The following is a 17,818-nucleotide window of genomic DNA, read 5'->3' as shown; positions in this document are numbered from 1 at the left end:
CCACCGCGATCACGTTAACACTCCCACCTGTCGATGTCAAGGACACGAAAAATGTTTGACGTGCAAAAGACCGACTCTTTGTCTTTTGCCCGACGCTGCGAGGGTGTAGATAATTATATGTTTAGACGTGTTGATAGGGGCAAGACGTTGCAACTTATTGACCAATTATGCCATTCTTCGGAGTTTTTCGACTGTTTGGCGCAAGGTTCGCCCTACAAAGCAGGCACTTTCCTTGGTGTTGAGTCTACTAAAGCTCAATCGAACGGTTCCTCGAACTAGTGATTCCTCCATCCCCAATCGCGTCAAAACTCGACTAGGTTCCGTTGAATGTGAGCTACAGGCAGCGCCACTGCTGATCGCAAATCCAGCTTGATCACATTCCACCACCAAAGTTTCGCCCTGTACGCCCTTAAAACTTAGACTGAGAATATACGGGGAAGTTCTGTCTCCCCCATTCCATTGCCAGTCTGAAAGTTGTTTGAGTTCCTCTAGAACAATTCCTCGCAGGTCGGATGCATGAGCCAGGTTAACTTGCCACTCTTGGGAAGCAATCTCCGCAGCCACACCAAATCCTACGACCGCAGGGACGTTAATGGTGCCGGCACGGAACCCTAATTCCTGCTCACCCCCATAAAACAAGGGTTCAGGTGGGCTTTCTATGCAATAGAGCAGTCCGACGCCCTTGGGGCCATACAGCTTGTGTGCACTTGCAGATGCGTAATCCAGTCCCTCGACAGAGATCGGGACTTTTCCAAAGGCCTGCGTAATGTCGGAATGCAAGGAATAGGGTTGATGCTTGAACTCTTCGAGATCAAACATGGTGCCCGTCTCGTTGTTGATTGCCATGACACTCACGCATATGGTTTCTGCGTCAGGCTGGCCCAAGGTGGTTCCGCTGTGGGGGAGGAATTTGCCACCATGCGTCGTTTGGTATTCGTCCAGCGAAGAGTGCTCGAAGGGGCTGGTGATGGGTTTGAGAGAGGAGAGGATCCAGTTGTTGGCCTCAGTGGCTCCACTTGTAAAGATAATTTGCAGTGGATCGTCTGCACCCAAGAGGCTTGCGATGCGTTCCCTTGCCAGCTCAACGGCTTCGTGTGCACGTTGCCCGAAGCTATGAATGGAGTTGGCATTTCCAAATGCCTCCGAGAAGAAAGGGAGCATCTCCCGTAGAACGCGCTCGTCTACGGGAGTTGTGGCAGCGTTGTCGAAGTAGCGATCCAGCATGTTGTCGACGACGCTTGATCGCGCTTAGCGAGCTACGCCGATTTTGCTGAAGGCTTCCTTCAAGAGGGCTGGAACGTCGCTGGTTCGATCTGCAACAGATGCGCCAGCGGACAGGAGTGCGTCAACCTTGGACTGCGGTGTACCTGTGTTACCAGAGATGATGGCTCCAGCATGGCCCATTCGCTTTCCAGGAGGTGCGGTTCGTCCAGAGATGAAGCTCACAACCGGCTTCTTCATCGTCTTGATGAACTCAGCTGCTGCTTCCTCGTCGGATCCGCCGATTTCGCCGATCAATACAACGGCTTCAGATTTCGGATCTGCCTCGAACATCTCCATCACTTCGATGAATCGAGTTCCAGGGAGCGGGTCGCCGCCAATTCCGACGCAGGTGGTCTGGCCAAAACCAGCTCGGGTCATTTCCCAAACGATCTCGTAGGTAAGGGTTCCGCTTCGGGAAACGAGACCAACGTTACCAGGGGTAAAGATGTGGCCTGGCATGATTCCCATCTTGCACTCGCCTGGAGTGATGATTCCTGCGCAGTTGCCACCCAGGAGACGGGTGGTTCCGTTTGCGTGGAGTCGGCTCACCATGCGGAGGCTGTCCTGAATGGGGATTCCTTCGGTGATGAGCGTCACGAACGGGACGCCAGCAGCCTCGCACTCGAGAACGGAGTCAGCTGCAAAGGGAGGTGGGACGAAGATGAGCGCCGCGTTTGCCCCGGTCGCCTTCACCGCTTCTTCAACGGTATCGAAGACGGGAACGCCTTCAAATGTGGTGCCGCCCTTTCCTGGGGTGACGCCGCCTACAACCTTTGTGCCGTACTCGATCATCTGCTTCGCGTGGAAGCTACCCTCGCGGCCGGTAATGCCACAGACGATCACCTTTGTGTCCTTGTCGACGAGAACTGCCATATTGCCCAATAGAATACCGACTTTGGCGTGCAACAAGTGTGTGCCACCTCGTATCCAGCCCGGTCGGACCGTTTGTTAAAATTGACGATTTTTCGGAATCATTTCAAAGCACCTGCATGTATAGTAAATATGGCTGCAAAGCCAACCGTTGAATCCACTTCGGTGGAACGGGGGAACCGTAACTTAGGGGTGAACGAAGCCTAATTTGGCTTCCAGGGTATCTCTTGGCCCGAATCCGACAGCTAACCCCGTAGGCGTATGTAAGAGTTTGGTTGCGTGTGCACAACGCCAGATCTCATCTGGAAGAGAAGGCAGAACAATGAAGTTTTGTCAGAGCGCAGGACCCTTGCCTTTGTAGCTTGATAAGATGAAGAGCTTTGTGTGAACCGTTGGGCGCCTCTGGCTGCAATGGAGCGGTGTCAGCGTAGACGAATTCATTACGAAACCCTTCGAGTAAGAACCACCTCCTGTTGACAAAGGGCCTTCTAGTCAGAAGGTCCTTTCTATTTTATCGTTCTGTTAAGTTCGTCCGAACTGACGGTGTAAACTGCACGGCATGAGCAAGGAAACGCCGGGAGTTCGGTACGCAGAGGTGTATCGCGAGACGGCAGAGACCCGCGTACAGATCGTTCTAGACCTTGATGGCGGAACGCGTCGAGACATTCTAACAGGCCTCGGTTTCTTCGACCATATGCTCTCGCAGTTGGCTTTCCATGGTCAAATCGATCTAGGAGTGAGCGCAGAGGGTGACCTTGAGATTGACGATCACCACACCGTAGAAGATGTGGGAATCGTGCTCGGACAAGCCATTCGCCAAGCGCTGGACCCCAGTGTTCCTATTGAGCGATACTCATCCAACCACACCGTGATGGATGAAGCCCTCATCTTGGCCGCCATCGATATTTCAGGCCGTGGAATGCTCACGTACGACATCCCGTTCAAGAGAGAAATGATTGGCGATCTCTCCACGGAGTGTGTTCGCGAGTTCTTCCGTGCACTCTCCTCGCACAGCGGCATCTCCATTCACCTCAAGAAGATTGCAGGCGAGAACGATCATCACGTCTGCGAAGCAACATTCAAAGCGTTCGGACGTGCGCTCCGAGATGCCGTTCAAAAAACAGAGCGACGCGGCTCAACCTCAACGAAAGGGAAGCGCGATTGATCACGATTTTAGACTACGGAATTAACAACATTAGCTCGCTCGAAAAAGCCGTCCGCAAGCTGGGGCACGAGGTCCAGGTTTCAACTAATCTCGATGGCGCAACCAAGCTCCTCATCCCAGGAGTCGGCGCCTATGGAGCGGCAATGCAGCAGCTTGCCCCACTCAAGTCGGATATTCGATCCTTTGCCGCCGATGGCAATCCGGTCATGGGCATCTGCCTGGGCCAACAGCTTCTTTTTGAAAGAAGCGAAGAGCTAGGAGAATTTGAGGGCTTAGGGATCGTGCCTGGCACCGTAAAGTATCTGCCGCCCTCACCTGGACTGAAGGTCCCGCACATGGGCTGGAGTGCTCTCAACTACGTTCGCCATGACGGTTTAGGCGAAGGCGGGCGGCAGGGCGAACAGGTCTACTTCGTTCACTCTCTCTACGTAGAGTGCACAAACCCTGAGGATGTGGTGGCTACGGCGGAGCACGGAATTCAGTTCACGGCGGCTATTCAACATAAGAATGTGTGGGGCACTCAGTTCCACCCCGAGAAGAGCAGCGCAGTTGGACTCAGAATCTTGGAGCGTTTCCTTCAGTGCTAGTCCTCCCCGCAATCGATCTATTGGGTGGCAAGTGCGTCCGGCTCTCCCAAGGCGACTACAACCGCGAAAAGGTGTATGGCGAAGACCCAGTCGCTCTGGCAAAACTGTTTGAAGACGAAGGTGCCGAGTGGCTCCACGTCGTCGACCTAGATGGGGCCAAAACTGGACTCCCCTCCAACCTTCACTGGATTGAAAAGATCGCGTCGCAAACCGGCCTCAAAGTGGAATTCGGCGGAGGCATCCGAAGTCTCGAAGTCGCAAAGTCATCCTTGAATGCTGGTGTGCAAAGAGTCGTGGTTGGAACCAAACTGGTCCAAGACCCAGAACTTGCCGCACTTCTTTTCAGAGAACTAGGCGAAGGCGTCGTCGCAGGAATCGATGCACGAGAAGGAAAAGCTGCGGTTGCAGGCTGGCTCGACCAGTCTGAGGTGACAGCTGTCGAACTTGCTCAGCAGATGGTTGCAGGCGGCGCAAAGCGATTCATCGTCACCGACATCGCCCGCGACGGCATGTTAACCGGACCCAACACTCAATTGCTTTTGGATGTTCAGCGGGCGGTTCCCGTACCGGTCATCCAGAGCGGTGGCATCGCAGAACTAAGCGATCTCGAAGCGTTACTTGCACTAGGAGACGAATGCCCCGAAGGCGTCATCGTGGGGCGAGCCATCTATGAAGGTAAGTTTTCTGTCAAAGACGCGGTCTCTCTTTTAAAAAATTAAACGAAATCGTCCTAGGACCTTAAAATTATTGAATTACAATCATCTTGTCTTGCAAAGAGGGAAGTGAGATGATTGGATTGAACGAAGAGATAGTTGTTCCGGTGGTGTTCGCTTTGATTCCGGTAGTGGCAATCATGACGCGTCATCAACAGAAGATGACAGAAATCATTCATCGTGACAAGTCAAGTCAACTTGGCATGGAGTTGGACGCCGTGAAGTCAGAAATGCGGGAGCTAAAGACTCTTATCCACCAACAGACGATTATGTTGGACAATCTAACTAAGAGGGATCTCCCTGTACCGTCCGTCATGGTCGGCTACAAGGAGCCTGTGGGGAACCGCTGAATATGTTTAACTTGAATGGCCTGCTTGCAGCTTTTGATCCTATTGGACTTGTCAGCGTGATGATTCCAATCATCGCGCTCATGATCCCAATCGTCGCCTTGTTATCCAAGCACCAGCGAGACATGGCGGAACTGATTCACAAGAACCACGCTCAAACTTCGAACAATGATATCCAGGCTGTTCGCCAGGAAATCAGCGAACTGAAGGAGATCGTACATCAACTCGCGATCAGTGTCGATAGTCAGCCGCGGATACCGATGCAGACCCCGCCCGCACCTCACACCGAAACGCGCGAAATTCAAGCGGGACTATAGTGATGCACGATCTAGCCCCCGTCATAGTGAGCCTTGTTTTCTTCATGGTTCCCATCATCGCGATCCTAACGCGTCACCAGCAGAAGATGGCACTCATCATCCATCAGAGTCCCCAGCGGAACGACGGACTTGATCGCGACGTAGAAAAGCTAACGAGGGAAGTAAGCGAACTGAAAGAGTTAATCCACCAGCAAACCTTGATGCTGGATAGCCTTACTCAGAACCGCCTACCGAACATTCCAGAGCAGAGTGACGCTATTAAGCAGAGACTCCATTCTTAATAAGATTTCGATACCTGAAGCAAGACGGACTTCCCATCCGTCTTGTATTTTCTGTCGTGTGAACGAACTTTCCGAAAATTCACTGGCAAGGTTAGCGTTTTGTTGACTTTGCTGGTTGGTTGGCGGTAATGTACTAGTTCGCGTAAATGTGCCCGGAGGCTAGATGAGAGTTATTCAGCCGTCCTCGAAGCGAATCGGCCGGTTCCTCGAGGTCCCCTACCTTATTGAACTTCAACTGAACTCATATAAATGGTTCCTAGAAGAGGGCCTTCCAGAGCTTTTCAAGACGTTTAGTCCGATCTGGGATTTCACCCAGACCAATTATATCGAACTCGTTTCGTTCACGTTAGGCGAGCCCAAGTATTCCATTCAGGACTGCAGGGATCGCGACATGACATTCGAAACCCCGATCAAGGCGATTGTTCGCTTTGGTGGGCGGGATCGTGAGGTGATCGAGTCTGAGGTTTATCTTGGCGACCTGCCAGTGATGACCGACAAAGGCACGTTCATTATCAACGGACGAGAGCGTGTAATTGTAAGTCAGTTAAGCCGCTCCCCAGGTCTGTATTTTGAAGAGGGTGTCGACAGCTCGATGCAAGTCGTTGTATCAGCTCGTGTGATCCCCAACGAAGGCCCATGGCTCGAAGTCGAATCCGACTCGAACTTGGTCGTTCGAACGCAAATAAGCCAAACCAAGAAACTGCCACTCACCCAATTGGTGAAAGCCCTTTACTACTTTGAAAAAGGTAGAGGTCGGCAGGAAATGTTGCTGTCCAATGCTGCTGGTCGACGAGTTGTCGAGCCGGTGGTTGATGGCGACACAGGTGAGGTCTTAGTCGAGGCTGGCAGAGTTCTAAGCCAGGCCGATATCGACGCGTTCCCTCCTTCACTTCAAGAGATGAAGGCCGTCCTGGAGACCCCGCTAGGAACGAACGAAGAAATTCGAAAGTTCTTCAGTAAAGAAGTTGTTCTTGAAACCCCAACCCTAGATGATTTGGTTGGAAAGCGTGTGATCGAAGATCTGAGCGACGGCTCGGAACTGATCATTCGACAAGGCGAAAGAATCGATCGCGATACCGCTAAGCGGATCGAAGCAATGGGGTTAACAAACCTCAAGCTGATCGAAGTTCTTCCTCTTGCGGAGTCCACGCTTGATGCAGATACAACCACCAATGCTCGAGAAGCATTGCTCGATATTTATAAGCGACTTCGCCCAGGTGAAGCCGCAAACGAAGAAGCCGCGAAGCAACTCGTGTACGGCTTGTTCTTTGATATCAAGCGATACGATCTTGGAAAGGTTGGCCGCCGCTTCTTGAACCAGAAGCTCGGTATCAATCTGCCGCTCAACTCACGAAACCTCACCTCGGATGACTTGGTCACGATCTTGATCAAGATGGTCCCTTATGTGAATCGTGAAGCAGAGCGAGACGACATTGACGACCTTAAGAACAAGCGTGTTCGATCGGTCGGTGAACTGTTGCAAAGTCAGCTCCGCCTCGGATTCGTCCGAATGGAGAAGGTTGCTCGAGAGCGAATGACCTCCACTGATCAAGAGAATCTGCTACCAGGCATCATTCTCTCGGTTAAGCCGGTCAGCGCTTCCATTAAGAGCTTCTTTAGTAGCAACCAGCTGTCCACGTTCATGGACCAGACGAACCCGCTGTCGGAAATCACCAACAAGCGACGTCTTTCGTCTCTTGGACCTGGTGGTCTGCAACGAACCAGCGCCAAGCTGGAAGTCCGCGACGTTCACCGTTCTCACTACGGTCGAATCTGTCCTATTGAAACACCTGAAGGTCCAAACATTGGTTTGATCTCTCAGCTCACCACGCATGCTCGTGTGGACGAGTTCGGCTTCATCATGACTCCTTACCGAAAGGTGAACAACGGCGTCGTGACGGACGAAATCATCTACATGACCGCACAGGAAGAGACGGGCCAGCTCGTTGCTCCTGCGGACGTGGAAAGCGATGAGTCTGGTCTCATCAAAGCAGACCGAGTTCAGGTTCGCTGCGCCGGTGGTGACGTGGGTGGTGCAAGCTATCCAATCGTCGCTCGAGATCGCATCGACTTCATGGACGTTTCGCCTGTTCAGATCATCTCGGTTGCTACCGCGCTGATTCCGTTCCTAGAGAACGACGACGCGAACCGTGCTCTGATGGGCGCGAACATGCAACGCCAGGCAGTTCCTTGCTTGAGATCCGAAAAGCCTCTCGTGGGCACCGGATACGAGCGAGTTGCAGCCGTTGACTCCGGCGCTGCTGTCATCGCGAAGTTCCCTGGAACAGTCGAGTACGTGACGGCGCTTGAGATCCGAATTCGAAGAGATACCGGTGAAGTGGATCGATACGAGCTTATGCACCTCGTGCAGAGCAACAAGTCGACCTGTTTCACTCACCGACCTGTTGTCGCTCTCGGACAGCGCGTTCTCAAGGGTGACCCTCTTGCAGACGGCGCTTGCTGTGACGATGGCGAGTTGGCACTTGGTAAGAACGTTCTTGTAGCGTTTATGCCTTGGAACGGTTACAACTACGAAGACGCGATCCTCATCTCGGAGCGCATGGTGAAGGATGACGTCTATACGTCCATCCACATCGAGCGACACGAGAGCGAAGCAGTCGATACCAAGCTCGGACCAGAAGAAATCACTCGGGACATTCCAAACGTTGGCGAAGAGGCCCTGAAGGACCTCGACGAAAACGGAATTATCCGAATCGGTGCAGAAGTTCGACCAGAAGATATCTTGGTTGGTAAGGTAGCTCCCAAGGGGCAGGTTGAGATGACCGCTGAAGAGCGACTCATCATCGCCATCTTTGGTAAGAAAGCTGAAGAAACACGCGACGTATCTCTCCGATTGCCTCACGGTGAAAAGGGAACTATCGTAGACGTCAAGGTCTTCAGCCGATACAAGTATCTCAGCCCTTCGATCAACTACGTGTACAAGGAATCGAAGAAGCGCGAGCGACTCGTTTGCGACCGAACCGATGAGCCTTTGCTCCAGATTCCTGGAGACGAATTGCCAGCAGGCACCAACATGACCGTTCAGGTCTATGTAGCCCAGAAGCGAAAGCTGATGGTCGGTGACAAGATGGCAGGTCGCCACGGAAACAAGGGAGTTATCTCGAAGGTTCTTGCCGCAGAAGACATGCCGTTCCTCGCAGACGGAACTCCGGTAGACATCGTGCTGAACCCACTGGGTGTTCCTAGCCGTATGAACATCGGTCAGATTCTGGAAACGCACCTTGGCTATGTTGGAAAGCACCTTGGCATTGAGTACAAGTGCCCCGCGTTTGAAGGCGCAACCGAAGGCGAAATCCTCGGTGAAATGGATCGATTGGCTAACCACATGCGAAGCCAGGCGCTCCGTGCCTACATGAATGCAGAGCTGATGCTCGACGTCAAGTTCGAGAAGGACGACTACTTTGACCAGATGTTGGTGAAGGTAGAAGCTCGACTCCGAGAGCTAGGTAAGAATGGTCTGGAGCGCGTCAGCCGAATCGTTGCCGCTTCGCCAGTCTTCACCCTGCAAGAGCTTGGTGAGGTGGACTTCGAAACCTTCGTTCCAGAAATTCCTGAGGACGAACTCAACGAAGCGCCATTCGCTGCCGACGACGCGATCTATAAAGAGATTCTCGAGCGAATCGAGAAGAACGTCTTTACTCGTTCCGGTATCGATCCACGCACCTGTAAGAGCACCATCCGTGACGGTCTCACCGGTGAGAAGGTTCCAAACCCAATCACTGTTGGCATGATCTACATGTTGAAGCTCGAGCACCTTGCAGATGAGAAGATCCACGCTCGTTCGATCGGACCTTACTCGCTCGTTACCCAGCAGCCGTTGGGTGGTAAAGCGCAGTTTGGTGGTCAGCGGTTTGGAGAAATGGAAGTGTGGGCACTTGAAGCATACGGTGCCGCTTACACTCTCCAAGAGCTTCTCACCATCAAGTCGGACGATGTCATGGGTCGAGTTAAGGCCTATGAGAGCATTGTCAAGGGTGAAACACTTGCTGAGCCAGGTATTCCTGAGTCCTTCAAGATCCTGGTGAACGAGCTTCGTTCACTCTGTCTGAAGGTCGCCGTCGAAGACGCCGGTAACAAGGAACTGCCTCTGAAGGATCTCGATGAACTGTCGGGTGGAGACGATATGCGTCTCGCTCGATCGGTCGGCTTCTTCAACTAAATAACCACTTCTAACGGAGCCGTTCGATGGATCGAGCGGCTCCGATTAGAGCATATGTCGATAACGTATACGACAAAAACGGGCCCCAGCAGAGATGCAAGGGCTTAGGGAGTAAGAAAGAGAAATTTATGGCAGACGTCAGCCTGTTTGATAAGATCAGGATCGGTATCGCTTCGGGCGAAGACATCCTGGGCTGGTCTCATGGTGAAGTTAAGAAGCCTGAGACCATTAACTATCGCACCTTTAAGCCTGAACGCGACGGGCTTTTCTGCGAGAAGATTTTTGGTCCGGTGAAGGACTGGGAATGTTCATGTGGCCGCTACAAGAAGATTAAGTACAAGGGCATTGTGTGCGAACGCTGCGGCGTCGAGGTCACACGGTCCAAGGTTCGTCGTGAGCGAATGGGTCACGTCGAACTGGCAGCCCCTGTCTGCCACATCTGGTACCTGAAGGGCGTACCCTCGCCTCTCTCGCTCATCCTCGATATCTCCCCGAGGCTGCTTGAGAAGGTCATCTACTTCGCGTCCTTCATTATCATCGATATCAAGACCGAAGAGATTCAAGACCTCCTTCCAGAGATTCGCTCGTCTGTCGAGACCGAAAAGGCCTCGCTACAGATGCAGATGCGCGAACTAGAGGAGGAGTCTCTTGGCCGCTTCGCTGCAGACCTTAACAGCAACCGCGAAGAGTACGACGAGATGTTCGCTCGAGAGCGTGCGAAAGCCGTTAACGACCGAATCAAGGCTGAGTACCGCGACGCTGACGAGCGTCTGAAGGACCTCGACCTCGCAGTTGAGATCCTCGGAAAGCTGGAGAGAAATCAGCTGATCGACGAAGACAAGTACCGCGCAGTTTCTAAACTGCTTTACTCTGTCGGCGATCGAATCGGTAAGGACCTGACCAGCCTCGTGCGTGCCAACATCGGCGCCGCAGCGATCAAGGAACTCTTGCTGGTCGTGGATCTTGAGAGACTCGCACGCGAGCTTCGACAAGAGATCATCATGACCCAGAGCCAGCGACGCGCAAGAGCCATCAAGCGACTTGAAGTCGTGGAAGCTCTTGTCAGCAGCCGGTCTCGCCCAGAGTGGATGATCTTGGACGTCGTTCCAGTCATCTCACCCGAGCTTCGTCCGATGGTTCAGCTAGACGGTGGTCGCTTCGCTACCTCCGACCTTAACGACCTCTATCGACGAATCATCAACCGAAACAACCGACTCAAGAAGATCATCGAGATCCACGCTCCTGAGTCGATTATCAACCACGAAAAGCGACTTCTTCAGGAAGCCGTCGATGCGTTGGTGGATAACGGACGACGAGCTCGCCCAGTGGTCGGTTCTAACTCACGGCCTCTGAAGTCCCTCAGCGACATGTTGAAGGGTAAAGAAGGCCGATTCCGAAAGAATCTTCTTGGTAAGCGCGTTGACTACTCCGGACGATCCGTTATCGTTGTCGGTCCTCACCTTAAGCTGCACCAAGCCGGTCTGCCTAAGGAAATGGCGCTTGAACTGTTCAAACCGTTCGTCATGAAGTCGCTGGTTGAGAAGAAAATCACCCAGAACATCAAGACAGCGAAGCGAATGATCGACCGAATGCACCCAGCAGTTTGGGATGGCTTGGAAGAGGTTATTAAGGAGCATCCGATTCTCCTCAACCGTGCTCCTACCCTTCACCGATTGGGTATCCAGGCATTCGAGCCAATCCTCGTAGACGGTAAGGCTATTCAGGTTCACCCGCTCGTTTGTAACGCTTACAACGCGGACTTTGACGGTGACCAGATGGCGGTTCACATTCCGTTGAGCACCCAGGCACAGGCTGAGGCCCGAGTCTTGATGCTCTCCACGCAGAACCTGTTCTCGCCTGCAGACGGTCGACCTACCTGTGCACCTGTACAGGACATCATCCTTGGCAACTACGCTCTGACGTTCGTTTCGAACGCCGGACGCGACAAGCTGGATGAGCAGGAAAGACTGTACAAGGAAGACCCAACAAAGAACCCTGCTCCTAAGTTCTATGCCAATCCGGAAGAGGTGATTTTCGCTCTCGATACACCGATTGCAGAGCAGAGAATCTTCGTGAACGACCCTGTCAAGGTGCGAATCACTCGACCGATCTTCCGCCCTGACAAGGAAGTGGACTACCGAGACGCCACCACAGGTATCGAGTACCACAAGGTTAAGATCACCACGGAAGAGGGCGATGAGATCGACGAGCTGCAGCCATACGAGCAGGAGTTCGAGACGATCGTCGTCAAGGTAACCCCTGGTCAGTTGGTTCTCAACACAATCCTCCCATACCCTCTGCGCAATAGCGACGAGTTCTTGAAGTGCGAGCTCAATAAGAAGGCTCTCGCCGAGATGATTCTCACCTGCCACCGCCGAGCGGGCGTCGGAGCAACTATCAAGCTGCTCGACGACATGAAGGACATGGGCTTCAAATGGGCGACTCGCTACGGCTTGTCTGTCGCAATCACGGACATGGATCCTCCTGCACGTCGTGAGGAAATGATCAAGGAAGCCGACGACCGCTCCACCAAGATCACCAACCAGTTCCGACGCGGAATGCTCACCTATAACGAGATGACGCAAACCCTCGTTAAGCTCTGGACGGAAACCTACGACGAAATCGGTAAAGAGATCGTCGCAGGTCTCAAGCAGTTGAACCCGCTCTCCATCGTTACCGTCTCCGGTGCTCGTGGTTCCGTTAAGCAGCTTGCTCAGCTCGCTGGTATGCGCGGACTCATGTTCAACCAGTTCAACGAAGTTATTTACGAGTTGCCCGTTAAGAGTTCCTTCCACAAGGGACTAGGAATGCTTGAGTACTTCGTAACCACGCACGGTGCACGTAAGGGTCTGGCGGACACCGCTCTCCGAACTGCTGACGCTGGCTACCTCACGCGACGTCTCTGCGACGTGGCTCAGGACGTCATCGTCAAGTCCATCGACTGCGGAACGACAGAAGGAATTCTCGCTCACCGAATCGTGGACCAGGGCGAGGCAATCGAGCCGATCTCTGATCGTATCTTCGGTCGAATGGCTCTCTCTTCCATCGTCGATCCTGAGACGGGTGAGCAGCTCACCAACCACAACGAACTCATCACCCGCGACAACGCGAAGCGAATCGCAGTGATCGAGAACAAGTATGTGGCCGAGTACAACGCAGCAGCTACAGAAGAAGAGCGAAACGAGATCATGGACAAGTACCGTGGCTTCGGCTTTGATGCCGACGAGCACGGCTACCTCAGCGTCATCATCCGATCGCCTCTTACCTGTGACCTCGTTCAAGGTATCTGCGCCAACTGCTACGGCTCCGACCTTTCAACAGGCAAGCTCGTAGAAGTCGGTGTTGCTGTCGGAATCATCGCAGCACAGTCCATCGGTGAGCCTGGAACCCAGCTAACCATGCGTACGTTCCATACGGGTGGTGTTGCGGGATCTGCGACCATTGCAAGAACGAACCAGTATAAGACCGGTAAGTTCATCCGACAGTTCATGGAGGACTTTGCAACCGCAACAGATACCGACATGAAGCAGTTCGACCCAACGAAGCTCCTTGAGACTCAAGAGAGCATCGTCAAGTCGTTCTTCCAGAACAAGGATGCAGTGCCTCTTACGATCAATGCTGAGGTCGACCTCACAGATCCTAAGGTCAAGCGCAAGTCCGACCGACAGACCAAGGCAGCACAGAAGGCCGCCGATAAGGCCGACAGCGACTCAAGAAAGCTGTGGGAAAGATCTCGAAAGACCTTCTTCTACTCTTGGACGGGTGAATCCAGCGGTATCGTCCGTGTTGAAGAAATCTTCGAAGCACGACGACAGCCTCGTGGTAAAGCCATTATCTGCCCTGTAACCGGTATCGTTCGCGACATCCGCGAGTCGAGCTTCGGTCGATGGGTAGTCATCGAGTCAACCGTTCCTGTTACCGGACCCATCAAGGATGCCTACATCGGCGATATCCAGCAGTGGGAGCAGAACAGCAACGGCGAGTACGAGCATGGCCTCCAGAAGGTCATCGGCCAGAAGATGACCACCGCCTCTCTTGCAATTCTCCGAAAGGCAGAAGTCGCTAAGGTCACCATCTTCTATCCGATCCTGGTACCGCCACTCGGTAAGTTGCCAGTGAAGCAAGGCAGCAAGGTCATCAAGGGAGACCCTCTTACAGAAGGTCCTCGAGATCCGCACGAGGTCTTGGAGCTTGCAGGCGCGGCAGCGGTTTACGACTACTTCGTCGAAAACCTCCAGTCCGTCTATAAGAGCCAAGGTGTAGACATCAACGACAAGCACGTTGAAGTCATCATCCGCCAGATGCTGCGAAAGCGACAGGTTAAGGAACCAGGCGACACGCCATTCCTGCCAGGTCAGATCGTAGACCGATTCTCCTACCAGCGAAGCAACGACCACGTTCGCGGTCTCATCCAGTCCGGCAAGAAGATCAAGTATGTTGATCCAATCACCGGCGAGAACGTCGAGCGAGATCCGAAGGAAGCCAACGCAACTTGGATTCTTCTCGGTATCACCGAAGCTTCCTTGGCAACAGACTCGTTCCTCTCAGCTGCATCGTTCCAAAAGACCACTCGTGTTCTTACGGAAGCTGCAGTCCGTGGAAAGAAGGACCAGTTGATCGGTCTGAAGGAAAACGTCATCATCGGACGACTCATCCCAGCTGGTACCGGCGTCAAGCAGTACCGAGATGTGGCGGTCGATGTACAGCGAGGACCAAGCTGGGCAGAGCAGTCGCTCACCGCATTGGTCGAAGCTGAGGATCGTGGACCGAACGACGGTATCGGAGCACTCGCATTCCCATCACTCGCCGACATGGCAGCCGATGAGGATGACTTCGATCAGTCCTAAGGGAACCGATCTCTACGGAGAACTGTCTAAGGGTGTGGAGCTTCAAGCTCCACACCCTTTTTTTCGTCCCTGGTTGTTTCATATTGCGGAAATATGATTGTTTCTACTGTAAATCAATAATTTCGCTAACCATTATCAGCAAATTTGCATACTTAATAGATATAGAAGGTGTGCTTGCTAGCTAGCTTCAATCTTGGGCCAGCAGCACATGGAAGAAATACGGTGTTTACTTAGCATCGATCATAAAAGCTGCACGTTTTATGGTAGTACTAAGGTATATTATCTCTACCGAATGGTGAATTTTCTTATATGTCAGACAGCTTTGCGACAACACGAGTTTTAGAGATTCTTATCGCTGCGCACAACCAAAATAGGGCTGTGGCCGTTTATGCGGATGCGGAAGAGTTTCAGGCCTATGAAGTCGGCTTTGTCGAGTATGTGGATTGTAGGCAGTTAGTGCTCCGATGTCTAACCCCAAGAGGCGAAGCAGACGGTCGCCGGATCATCAAGCCCGAACACATTATCCGCGCAGATACTGAAACGAGTTACCTATTGAAGATGGAGCTCTTATATCAGCACCGCGACGAGATCAATTTACGCGAGTTTCAACCTATATCGGAAGACCACATGGATTTTCACGGTCAATTGGTTGAAGCGCAAAAGTCTAATACACTGGTCCATATAGTGGATGCAAACGATTGCGGCCCTACTGGCTTCATTTCAAACATTGGCATCGACTACGTGGAAATGATGCGTGTCAACTCATTAGGGCAACATGATGGATACGCGATGATACTCCTTAGTGGTATATGCAAAATCCACATCGGACGTAGGCAAGAACAGGTCCTGGAGTTCCTCTACAACTACAACCGCGAACTAACTCACCTTTTAGAGTCGTAGCCCTCTAGAGATCCACGTTACGTCGAATCCTAAAGTTGGGAACTGGCAGCAAAGTCTCGTCCTTCCGTATCGGAGTGCTTGGGTTAGCCGACATCAATTGCACAATTCGTTTCTCGGCCTCCACAACATAAGCCTCAAATTGGGTCTCCATGTCTTTTCGCATGTCTTCCATGTCATCAAGTAAACGAAGAATCAGCTCGACACCCGCGAGGTTGACACCCATCTCCTGGGTAAGGCGCTGAATGCGTCGGACCCGACGAATGTCCGCCTCGCTGTAGAGTCGATTTTTTGCCCCCACACGACTGGGAGATACAAGTCCGATACGTTCGTATTGACGAAGGGTTTGTGGGTGGACGCCACATAGTTGAGCGGCCACACCAATCATATAGACGGGCTGGTTCTCAGTTTTCATGCCTTAGCCTTACTCAATTCAACAATCTGCTCAAGCAGTTTCTTCTCTTCTCCAGAGACGTTCTTAGGGACCGCAATCTTAATCAACGCCATCAGGTCGCCACGCGAACCGTTCAGCTTGGTCAGACCCTGACCACCCAAACGGAAGTGCTGACCACTCTGAGTCCCAGCCGGAATCTTCATCGAGACGTTGGATCGCAAAGTAGGAACCTTGATCTCACCGCCGAGTGCAGCGGTCGTATAAGGAACAGCAATCTCAACCTCAAGGTGATCGTCTACCAACTTAAAGGTCGGATGAGTCGCCCACTTCACGACAACGTAAAGATCTCCCGCCTTCCCGTTGATACCTGCAGCGCCCTTTCCTGGAACCCGCAGCTTCTTACCGTCGGAAATTCCCGCAGGAATTTTGACCTCCACCTTCTTAGTCGTCGGAATCTTCGTGACACCCTCGCGAGTGCGGCTGGCATCCATTGTCTGGTAGGTAAGGGTTCGCTTGGAGCCCTGATCAATCTCCTCAAGGGAAATTTCGACTACCTTCTCCACATCGCGCGGCTGCTGAGACTCGATATCCTCAAAGTGGGTCCCAAATCGAGTTCTGCCACGAGCGCCACCAGCAAAAATCTGCTCAAAGATCTCGTTGAAGCCACCACCACCATTTGGGATGTTGAAACCACCAAAATCTCCAGCCATTCCGCCTCCAGGAGGCGCACCCGCCTGCTGCGCCTGCTCCCAAGAAGACCCGTACTGGTCATACATCGCGCGCTTCTCGGGGTCGCTGAGGACATCGTAAGCCTCACTGACTTCCTTGAAAAGCGACTCCGCATTCTTATCGTTCGGGTTTACGTCTGGGTGATACTTGCGTGCAAGCTTGCGATAGGCAGCTTTGATCTCTTTCTCATCCGCCGTCCGGGCCACACCAAGGGTCTTATAGTAGTCGTTTGCCATACCAGTAATTCACTCAAGTATATGAGTGTATAACGCTCAATATCTACGATTAGTTTCGCACTTTTTCAGCGTGAAGCTTTTCTCTCATTCTGCCGACAACTACGGTGTGTCACTCAGGACTTTAGAGCTACGAATATCGAGGAGCGAAAATTTACCCGTATTACCTCAAGCGGTGACAGCTGTTCTCAGGTTAGTCGACGATCCCAACGCCTCCCCAAAAGCATTTGAGAAGGTGGTTGAGAGAGACCCCGGAATCATCGCAAAGGTCCTTCGGGTTGCAAACTCTTCCTACTATGGCATGTCAAACGTCGCGACCATCGGTCGCGCGGTCAGCGTGTTAGGAATGAACACGCTCAAGAGCTTAGTTGTCTCCGTAGCCTACCAACAGATGTTGGAAGGTAAAGCGGCAGCAGAAAGCTTCGATAAGCTCGCCTTCTGGCGGCACAGCCTCGGCACAGCAACAGCCGCACGTCTCATTGCAAAGCTGTGCATCCCCATGAAGGCAGAAGAGGTCTACGTAGCCGGCATGATGCACGACGTGGGCGTCCTTGCAATGGAGAAGTTCTGTCCAGAAAAGCTAGAGATCGCCATCAAAACAGCACGCTCCCAACGGATCCTCCTGTACGATGCAGAGCGCCGCGCACTCGATTGCAACCACACAGAGGTGGGGGTTCTCCTAGCGCAGCAGTGGGGCTTTTCACCAATCGTGCGCAACGCGGTCCAATATCACCACGATCCTCTCAGTGATCAAGAGCACGCTCAGACCACTGCCATTGTTGCCGTGGCAAACTCCCTCGCCTACGAAGCAGGCATGAAGAACCAAACCCCGGGCTGCATCCTTCCCATGGAAGAAGGACTCTTAGAGGCCGCCGGTATCGTAGAAGAGCAGCTTCCCGTGGTGCGCAGTGTCATCAACACGGAAGTCGAACGAGCCGAAATCGCCTTTATCGCCCGCTAGAAACTTCTCTGGCACCACACAAGGTGCCAGAGAA

Annotated in this window: 13 protein-coding genes, 1 pseudogene and 1 riboswitch; of the genes and pseudogenes, 10 read left to right on the top strand and 4 right to left on the bottom strand. The window is 52.8% G+C overall.

Annotated elements, in window-relative coordinates; genetic code table 11:
* Positions 1 to 165: 165 nt before the first annotated feature.
* Together ACZ51B_RS01365 and sucD are read right to left on the bottom strand one after the other, a co-directional pair.
* A complete protein-coding gene (locus ACZ51B_RS01365) occupies positions 166 to 1,224 on the bottom strand; it encodes a cysteine desulfurase family protein (RefSeq protein WP_464295436.1) in 1,059 nt (352 codons plus the stop codon).
* A gap of 24 nt (positions 1,225 to 1,248) precedes the next feature.
* Positions 1,249 to 2,136, bottom strand: a complete 888-nt coding sequence (gene sucD, locus ACZ51B_RS01360; RefSeq protein ID WP_464295435.1) for a succinate--CoA ligase subunit alpha — start codon at positions 2,134 to 2,136, stop codon at positions 1,249 to 1,251.
* 136 nt (positions 2,137 to 2,272) lie between these two features.
* Positions 2,273 to 2,408, top strand: a riboswitch (cyclic di-AMP (ydaO/yuaA leader).
* A 284-nt stretch (positions 2,409 to 2,692) separates the two neighbouring features.
* On the opposite strand from sucD, the gene hisB reads away from it, so the two are divergent.
* The 9 genes and pseudogenes from hisB to ACZ51B_RS01315 all read left to right on the top strand — a co-directional run bounded on the left by hisB (position 2,693) and on the right by ACZ51B_RS01315 (position 15,470).
* A complete protein-coding gene (gene hisB / locus ACZ51B_RS01355; RefSeq protein WP_464295434.1) occupies positions 2,693 to 3,298 on the top strand; it encodes an imidazoleglycerol-phosphate dehydratase HisB in 606 nt (201 codons plus the stop codon).
* Positions 3,295 to 3,885: an imidazole glycerol phosphate synthase subunit HisH gene (gene hisH, locus ACZ51B_RS01350; protein ID WP_464295433.1), complete on the top strand. Its 591-nt coding sequence runs from the start codon at positions 3,295 to 3,297 to the stop codon at positions 3,883 to 3,885. Before hisB ends, hisH begins: the two co-directional genes overlap by 4 nt.
* On the top strand, positions 3,879 to 4,604 hold the full coding sequence (hisA, locus tag ACZ51B_RS01345) for a 1-(5-phosphoribosyl)-5-[(5-phosphoribosylamino)methylideneamino]imidazole-4-carboxamide isomerase (RefSeq protein WP_464295432.1): 726 nt from the start codon (positions 3,879 to 3,881) through the stop codon (positions 4,602 to 4,604). The genes hisH and hisA overlap by 7 nt, the downstream gene beginning before the upstream one ends.
* Before the next feature lie 68 nt (positions 4,605 to 4,672).
* The gene (locus tag ACZ51B_RS01340) at positions 4,673 to 4,948 is read left to right on the top strand and encodes a hypothetical protein (protein ID WP_464295431.1); all 276 of its coding nucleotides are present in this window, start codon (positions 4,673 to 4,675) and stop codon (positions 4,946 to 4,948) included.
* A gap of 2 nt (positions 4,949 to 4,950) precedes the next feature.
* The gene (locus ACZ51B_RS01335; protein WP_464295430.1) at positions 4,951 to 5,262 is read left to right on the top strand and encodes a hypothetical protein; all 312 of its coding nucleotides are present in this window, start codon (positions 4,951 to 4,953) and stop codon (positions 5,260 to 5,262) included.
* Positions 5,263 to 5,264: 2 nt separating this feature from the next.
* The gene (locus tag ACZ51B_RS01330; protein WP_464295429.1) at positions 5,265 to 5,543 is read left to right on the top strand and encodes a hypothetical protein; all 279 of its coding nucleotides are present in this window, start codon (positions 5,265 to 5,267) and stop codon (positions 5,541 to 5,543) included.
* Between the two features lie 163 nt (positions 5,544 to 5,706).
* The gene (gene rpoB / locus ACZ51B_RS01325; RefSeq protein WP_464295428.1) at positions 5,707 to 9,723 is read left to right on the top strand and encodes a DNA-directed RNA polymerase subunit beta; all 4,017 of its coding nucleotides are present in this window, start codon (positions 5,707 to 5,709) and stop codon (positions 9,721 to 9,723) included.
* 143 nt (positions 9,724 to 9,866) lie between these two features.
* Positions 9,867 to 14,420 (top strand): annotated as a pseudogene (gene rpoC, locus ACZ51B_RS01320) (DNA-directed RNA polymerase subunit beta'); the annotation flags it as partial.
* 459 nt (positions 14,421 to 14,879) lie between these two features.
* A complete protein-coding gene (locus tag ACZ51B_RS01315; RefSeq protein WP_464295427.1) occupies positions 14,880 to 15,470 on the top strand; it encodes a hypothetical protein in 591 nt (196 codons plus the stop codon).
* A gap of 4 nt (positions 15,471 to 15,474) precedes the next feature.
* Here the strand turns inward: ACZ51B_RS01315 and ACZ51B_RS01310 are convergent, their stop codons facing one another.
* Both ACZ51B_RS01310 and ACZ51B_RS01305 read right to left on the bottom strand, forming a co-directional pair.
* Positions 15,475 to 15,882, bottom strand: coding sequence for a heat shock protein transcriptional repressor HspR (locus ACZ51B_RS01310; protein WP_464295426.1), 408 nt, complete (start codon positions 15,880 to 15,882; stop codon positions 15,475 to 15,477).
* Positions 15,879 to 16,826, bottom strand: coding sequence for a DnaJ C-terminal domain-containing protein (locus ACZ51B_RS01305; protein ID WP_464295425.1), 948 nt, complete (start codon positions 16,824 to 16,826; stop codon positions 15,879 to 15,881). Before ACZ51B_RS01305 ends, ACZ51B_RS01310 begins: the two co-directional genes overlap by 4 nt.
* Positions 16,827 to 16,851: 25 nt before the next feature.
* Between ACZ51B_RS01305 and ACZ51B_RS01300 the strand changes: the two genes are divergently transcribed.
* Entirely contained in the window at positions 16,852 to 17,784 is a 933-nt protein-coding gene (locus ACZ51B_RS01300) for an HDOD domain-containing protein (protein ID WP_464295424.1), read from the top strand.
* Positions 17,785 to 17,818 lie beyond the last annotated feature (34 nt).

This window comes from Fimbriimonas sp. LA-C6 (assembly GCF_055398105.1).
Note: the sequence above shows the minus strand (reverse complement) of the source record. Positions and strands in the feature narration are given on the sequence as shown.